Origin of the sequence: Halomonas sp. (assembly GCF_052095695.1) — a bacterium.
GTDB lineage: Bacteria > Pseudomonadota > Gammaproteobacteria > Pseudomonadales > Halomonadaceae > Vreelandella.
The window spans coordinates 1-6,238 of sequence record NZ_JBQDLQ010000134.1 but is presented as its reverse complement, the minus strand read 5'-3'; the positions used below and the strand labels follow the sequence as shown (position 1 = coordinate 6,238).

Genomic DNA, 6,238 nt, shown 5'->3' with positions numbered 1-6,238 from the left:
GCTCTATTGCCGTTTTCATTGGGGGGTTACTGCTCTGCTTAACACTACAGCGCCAACCACTTAACGCCAGTGCCATGCAGGCACTCGGTATGGCAGCGGCTAATAGTGGTTTTGTCGGCTATCCCGTGGCGGCCATGGTGATCGGTTCACCTGCGGCAGTGCTGTTGGCGCTCAATATGATCATTGAGACACTGATTATTATTCCTATGGCGCTGATTCTGGCTGAAATGGGCAGCCATCAAGGTTCCAGCGTATGGAAAACGGTTAAGCGGACAGCCCTTAGCCTCATCAAAAACCCCGTATTGGTAGGCTTACTAACCGGCATCTGTCTGGCCGTGTCCGGCGTCAAGATTCCCGCACCGCTGTTTAAAGCCATCGATATGCTCGCCGAAGCAGCGGGCCCAGCGGCGCTGTTTGTGATCGGCGGCGCACTATTTGGCCTGCAGGTTAAAGGTATGGCGAGTGATGTTGGCCAGATCGTTGTCGGCAAACTACTTATTCACCCGCTGGTCATTTTCATCGCCTTCTATTTTGTTCCAGATATTGAGCCACTTTATATGGCAGGTGCATTGCTGTTTGCAGCCTCGCCAATGATCAGCATTTACCCTCTACTCGGCCAGCGCTATGGCTTAGGCGGGGTTAGCGCTGCCGCCATGTTAGTCGCAACGATCGCCTCGTTCTTTACGCTTAGCTTGATTATTGGGTTGATGACACTGTCGGGGATAATGACGCTTTAAAGCCTAAATGCATTCAGAAACAGAGATTTATTACAGCTGAGGACAACAAAAATGAACCAACACTCTGATCGACATCACTGCGCAGTTGTAACCGGTGGGGCTAGAAATATCGGTCAGGCCATTGCCTTACGTCTTCAGCAGGATGGCTATCAAGTCATTGTGGTGGATATCGTCGAGCCCGAAGCGAAATCTTTGCAAGCAGATGCGCGCCAGGTCGACCTTGCCGATGCCGATGCTACTCGATTGGTGATGACTGACATTGGTACACGCTATTCGGTTACCCGGTTGGTCAATAATGTGGGCATTGTCGCTCCAGCGCTGCTTGAAGAAGCACGGCTTGAGGACTTCGATAAACTAATGCATCTGAACGTGCGCTCGGCGCTGATCTGCACGCAGGCACTGCTGCCCGCAATGAAGGCACAAGGGTTGGGCCGCATCGTGATGAATGCCAGCCGCGTGGTACTTGGTAAAGAGGCGCGCACCATTTACAGTGCCACTAAAGGAGCGCTGCAATCCATGGCCCGCACCTGGGCGCTGGAGCTTGCTGAACACGGCATTACGGTTAACTGCGTCGCCCCAGGGCCTATCGCTACGAGCGCTTTTTGGCAGAATAACCCGCCTGACTCCGAGCGTGCTCGCCGCATCATCGACAACATTCCACTACAGCGTATGGGCCAGCCCGAAGACGTGGCCCATGCGGTTAGCTTCTTCTGCGACGAACGCAGCGGTTTTGTTACTGGCCAAACACTATTCGTTTGCGGCGGCGTTACAGTCGGCTAGGCAACCTGATTGCACGCTTATTTCACCACGCCTTTTTGGCGTAGTGCGCTAATTTCCGAAGGGCGCTTGCGCAACAGGCGCTCTAATACGCTATCCGTATCCTCGCCCAGCCGAGGGGGCGGCTTACAGTACTCAAGAGGCGTCTTGGAGTACTTGATAGGGTTCGCCACACCAGGAACTGAACCTGTTTCAGAGGTCAGCTCTACCTGCATGCCACGCGCCCGAATCTGCGGGTCGTCGAAGACCTGGGCAATATTCTGAATCGGTCCACAGGGAACACTAATGGCCCCCAGCATCTCGATCCATTCGTCACTGGCGCGGTTGCGTGTAATCTCCACCATCAGTGGAATCAGCTCTAGGCGATGCTTAACTCGTTCAGGATTGGTACTGAACCGAGGATCAGATGCCAGCTCTGGACGCCCCACTGCCTCGCAAAAACGCTTGAACTGCCCATCGTTGCCAATGGCGATAATTACCTTTTCGCCATCAGCTGTCGGGAACGGCTGATAAGGCACAAGGTTGGGGTGGTATTCACCAGTACGGGTGGGCGGTGTGCCGCTACAAAAGTAATTCAGTGCCTGATTGGCCAGCCAGCTGACCTGTACATCCAGTAGCGCCATATCAATATATTGCCCTTCGCCAGTACACTGCCGGTGGTGCAGTGCGCCGAGGATGGCAATGGTGGCATTCATACCCGTAGTCAGGTCGGAGACCGCCATGCCCACCCGCTGCGGACCCGCACCCGGCTCGCCGTCTGCCGCTCCGGTAATACTCATTAATCCTGCTTGCGCTTGGATCAGATAGTCGTACCCCGCCATAGAGGCCATTGGCCCTGTCTGGCCGAAACCGGTAATCGAACAGTAGATCACCCCAGGATTAAGCGCCTCTAGTGTGGTGTAGTCGAGCCCTTTGCGTGCTAGGCCACCACTCTTAAAGTTCTCAACCAAGATATCGCTTTCAGCCGCCAGCTCACGAATCAGTGCCTGCCCTTCAGGCTGGCTTATATCGACTGCCAGCGAATGTTTGCCGCGATTGGCGGAAAGATAGTAAGCCGACTCAGTCGTATCTTTGCCACTGCTATCCTTTAGCCATGGAGGTCCCCAGTGGCGCGTATCATCCCCGAGTACCGGATGCTCGACCTTGATGACTTCAGCCCCCATATCGGCCAAGATCTGCGTACACCAAGGGCCCGCCATTACACGGCTTAAATCCAGTACCCGTAAACCTGTCAGTGGTCCCGCCATAGCAACACTCCATTCATCATCATAGCTCTGGGGTGGTGGTGGTAGCGTGGCGTGCTTCACGACGCGATGTAATAAAACGGTAAAGTGCCAAGGCAATAGAGCCCACTGTCAACGCAATAAAGACCCAGGTGATTGGACCACGCACAAAGATCGACAGGTCATTGGAACCTATGAGTAAGGAGCGGCGCAGATTATCTTCGAACATCGGCCCGAGAATGAAGCCAATCAGAAATGGCGCTGCTGGTATAGCGGCACGATTGAAAATATAACCCAACACCCCAAAGGCCAGCATCAGCCATACGTCAAAGGTGTCGTTATTGACCGCGTAAGAGCCATAAACACAGAACATCAATACGATGGGAAACAGAACTGACTTAGGAATATCAGCAATTAAAGAGAAGTACTTAATAGCGACATTACCCACCACAAGCAAAATAACCGAGCTAAGCATAATGCCCATAAAAAGCGCATAGATCAGCGATAAGTTCTCTTGGAACATAATTGGGCCAGGCGTCAAACCATGCACCATAAAGGCACCCAGGATGATGGCCGTGATGACATCGCCTGGAATACCTAAAGAGAGCAAAGGAATCAACGTAGCGCCCGCTACGCCATTATTACCTGCCTCGGCTGCGGCAACCCCTTCCACTTCCCCTTTACCGAAGTTTTCCTTATTAGGAGAACGCCTGCGTGCATCGCTGTAAGAGATAAACGCCGCCGCAGTCGCGCCGGTGCCAGGAATCGCACCGATGACGACCCCTATCAAACTACCGCGCACAATGCTTTTCAAGCAGCGTTTAAGTTCCGAGAAGGCCAAGCCAGCGCCACTTGCCTTTGCTTTAATATGGGGCACTGCTTTCTTGCGATAAAACTCGATAATCTCTGGTATGGCGAAAAGCCCAATTAACAGAGGAATAAAAGAGATGCTATCCATCAAGTTATAGTTGCCAAACGTTAGGCGCTGAGAACCAAAGACATCGTCTAACCCCACCATTGACAGCAGGATGCCCAATAAAGCGGCCATCAACCCTTTGATCATAGAACCGCTAGCAAGAGATATAATAATGGTCAGCGAGAAACAGATCAGCCAGAAAAACTCCGGTGCACCAAAATTCAGGGCAAGCTTAGCCAGATAAGCGGCAAAGAAGATGAGTGCAATGTTGGAGATAAAGTCGGCGATAACGGACGAGTAGAGTGCTGCTTTAAGTGCTTTTTTAGCATGCCCCTGCTGGGCCATGGGATAGCCATCAAGCAGCGTACAGGCGGAAGCAGGAGAGCCTGGCGTGCGTATTAAGATAGCGGTGATCGAGCCACCGTACATACCGCCTTTATAAATCCCCACCAGCAACAAAATTGCGGCGATGGGCTGCATTGAGAAAGTAAATGGTAGCGCCAGCGCCACCGCCATCGTTGCCGTCAAGCCAGGGATAGATCCAATAACGACACCAATGACAACCCCGATAGCGATCGCCAGGAAATTTTCCAAGCTAAAAAATAGCTGTATGACTTCCGAAAAATTTTCCATAGTTTATCCAGAATAATAAGTAGCGAATCAGAGCCAAAAAGGCATTATTGGAAGCGGCACATTCATTACTTCTACAAATAAGAACGCAACGACGATAGGAAACAGAAAGGCCATGCTATAAACCCACCACGTGCGAACGGGGTGCGCCACGAACAACACCAAGGTTGCCAGAATGCCGCAGAACACGGCCCCCATGGATTCGAATAAAACAACATAAATGGCTAATGCAACCGCCATCATTATGAAACGCCGTGACGAGCCTTTTTCGAGCGTCCGTTCACCCTCCTCAGTGCTCCTTTCGACCAGCAATCCTTGAAAGATGAGGAGAACGGAAAACAGTACTATCAGCCAACCCACTATCTCCGGCAGCCAACGAGGCGACATCATTGGATTTTCCAATATCGGAGGTTCATTGATGTAGTTGGGCACCAGATAAAAAACCAGTACAAGAGAAAATACAAGCAGGGCAATCCCCGCTATTACATCACCGGCGTCCTTAACCTTAACTCTTCGCTGTGGATCCGATGTCGTCATCGCTGCCTTCTCCAGAGAAACAAGAGAGGCGAGAACTTAAGCCCTCGCCTCAGTACCAGATGAAAACTAAGCTGCTTATTGGCTGATACCTGCTTGATCGGCAACCTCTTTCCAGCGCTTCAGGTCATCCGCGATAAATTGCTTGAACTCTTCTCCTGCAACCTTACCCGGCTCAGCTCCTAGCTGTTCGGCAAAATCCAGAAACTCTTCACGCTCCATCACGTTAGCCAGCGCATCTCGCATAACGCTCTGCGCTTCTTCAGGGAAAGAGTTATGCGCAATCAGGCCAAACCAAGCAGTGGTAATGAACTGATCAAGGTTATATTCACCGATTTCCGAAAGCGTTGGCACATCTGGGAGGTACTCAGAGCGCTCGGCAGAAGTAACGGCCAGCGCACGTAGGTCACCTGAGCGAATATGCGACAGAACAGCCGGCATATTTTCAAACGAGACATCCACGTCGCCACCTAACAGCGCAGGAAGAGCGGCGCCGCTACCGGCAAAAGGAACCGCTGTCATGTTGGTTTCCGTCAATGTCTTGAACAATTCACCGGACATATGAATGGAGCTACCCACACCACTGTGACTAAATGTCATATTCTCTTCTTTTGCCGCTTCGACAAACTCAATGACATCTTCATAAGGGCTGTCTGCTGGTACTACCATGACATTAGGAATATCGATCATATTTTGCAGGAAGACAAAATCTTCGACCGGATCGTAGCTCAAGTCAGGATAAATCGCGGCACCAATGGTGTGTCCTGGCGAGGCCATCAAGATAGTATGGTCGACATCTCGCCCGCCCCGGGCAAGACGGCCAGTGCCTACGGTGGAACCAGCGCCAGGACGATTCTCTACAACCACATTAGCCTCAAGCTCTTGCTGTAAAAGGTCAGCAACGCGGCGGGACAAAACATCAGTAGTGCCGCCCGGAGCGTAGGGAACGACCAAGCGAACATCGTTAGTCGGCCAATCGTTGGCATTAGCTGAGGAAACGGTAAGGCCAAGAGCCAGGGCGCTGCCACAGGCAGCTAGATATGCAGAGCTAAGAATTTTGTTCATTTTTCTTCCTGTGTGTTACTAATTATTGTGCGTTGTGCGTACATATATTCGTAGCACATACAATCAGATTACGTTGTTACTAACACTTTAAAAAACACAACTTTAGTATCATTGCCTGCAATCCACGCCCCCAAAAAAGCGCGCTTATATAAATCAGCACATAAGTTCGCATAACGAACTTCTTTGAGTTAATCTTTTCTATCAGGCTTCGAGGCAATGGATGGTAAAAATGCAGGAAGAAATGCTCAGTGAAGACAGCCGTGATTTTGTAACCGCGCTTGCTAGTGGCTTAGAGGTTATACAGGCATTCGATCATGAGCACCCGCGTATGACATTAAGCGAAGTTGCTACGCGGA

Annotated in this window: 6 protein-coding genes and 1 pseudogene; 3 read left to right on the top strand and 4 right to left on the bottom strand. The window is 51.3% G+C overall.

The genetic code is table 11. The features are described 5' to 3' along the window. Together ACTH5D_RS16950 and ACTH5D_RS16945 are read left to right on the top strand one after the other, a co-directional pair. Positions 1-737 (top strand): AEC family transporter (locus tag ACTH5D_RS16950; RefSeq protein WP_441673292.1); only part of this gene is annotated, 737 nt, incomplete at its 5' end. A gap of 51 nt (positions 738-788) precedes the next feature. Further along, positions 789-1,517: an SDR family NAD(P)-dependent oxidoreductase gene (locus ACTH5D_RS16945; RefSeq protein WP_441673290.1), complete on the top strand. Its 729-nt coding sequence runs from the start codon at positions 789-791 to the stop codon at positions 1,515-1,517. Positions 1,518-1,534: 17 nt separating this feature from the next. Here ACTH5D_RS16945 and ACTH5D_RS16940 read toward each other — a convergent pair whose 3' ends face one another. The 4 genes from ACTH5D_RS16940 to ACTH5D_RS16925 all read right to left on the bottom strand — a co-directional run bounded on the left by ACTH5D_RS16940 (position 1,535) and on the right by ACTH5D_RS16925 (position 5,882). After that, positions 1,535-2,761, bottom strand: coding sequence for a CaiB/BaiF CoA transferase family protein (locus ACTH5D_RS16940; RefSeq protein ID WP_441673288.1), 1,227 nt, complete (start codon positions 2,759-2,761; stop codon positions 1,535-1,537). Between the two features lie 19 nt (positions 2,762-2,780). After that, entirely contained in the window at positions 2,781-4,286 is a 1,506-nt protein-coding gene (locus ACTH5D_RS16935; RefSeq protein ID WP_441673286.1) for a tripartite tricarboxylate transporter permease, read from the bottom strand. A gap of 27 nt (positions 4,287-4,313) precedes the next feature. After that, complete coding sequence (locus ACTH5D_RS16930; protein WP_441673284.1) at positions 4,314-4,820, bottom strand: tripartite tricarboxylate transporter TctB family protein; 507 nt, start codon at positions 4,818-4,820, stop codon at positions 4,314-4,316. Positions 4,821-4,895: 75 nt separating this feature from the next. Next, positions 4,896-5,882, bottom strand: a complete 987-nt coding sequence (locus tag ACTH5D_RS16925; protein ID WP_441673282.1) for a Bug family tripartite tricarboxylate transporter substrate binding protein — start codon at positions 5,880-5,882, stop codon at positions 4,896-4,898. Positions 5,883-6,111: 229 nt separating this feature from the next. On the opposite strand from ACTH5D_RS16925, the pseudogene ACTH5D_RS16920 reads away from it, so the two are divergent. Then, positions 6,112-6,238: pseudogene (locus ACTH5D_RS16920) on the top strand (IclR family transcriptional regulator); the annotation flags it as partial.

Bases quoted from the DNA above. Each gene is read 5' to 3' on its own strand.
- ACTH5D_RS16945 (WP_441673290.1), top strand. From the start codon at position 789: ATGAACCAACACTCTGATCGACATCACTGCGCAGTTGTAACCGGTGGG.
- ACTH5D_RS16940 (WP_441673288.1), bottom strand. From the start codon at position 2,761: ATGGCGGGACCACTGACAGGTTTACGGGTACTGGATTTAAGCCGTGTA.
- ACTH5D_RS16935 (WP_441673286.1), bottom strand. From the start codon at position 4,286: ATGGAAAATTTTTCGGAAGTCATACAGCTATTTTTTAGCTTGGAAAAT.
- ACTH5D_RS16930 (WP_441673284.1), bottom strand. From the start codon at position 4,820: ATGACGACATCGGATCCACAGCGAAGAGTTAAGGTTAAGGACGCCGGT.
- ACTH5D_RS16925 (WP_441673282.1), bottom strand. From the start codon at position 5,882: ATGAACAAAATTCTTAGCTCTGCATATCTAGCTGCCTGTGGCAGCGCC.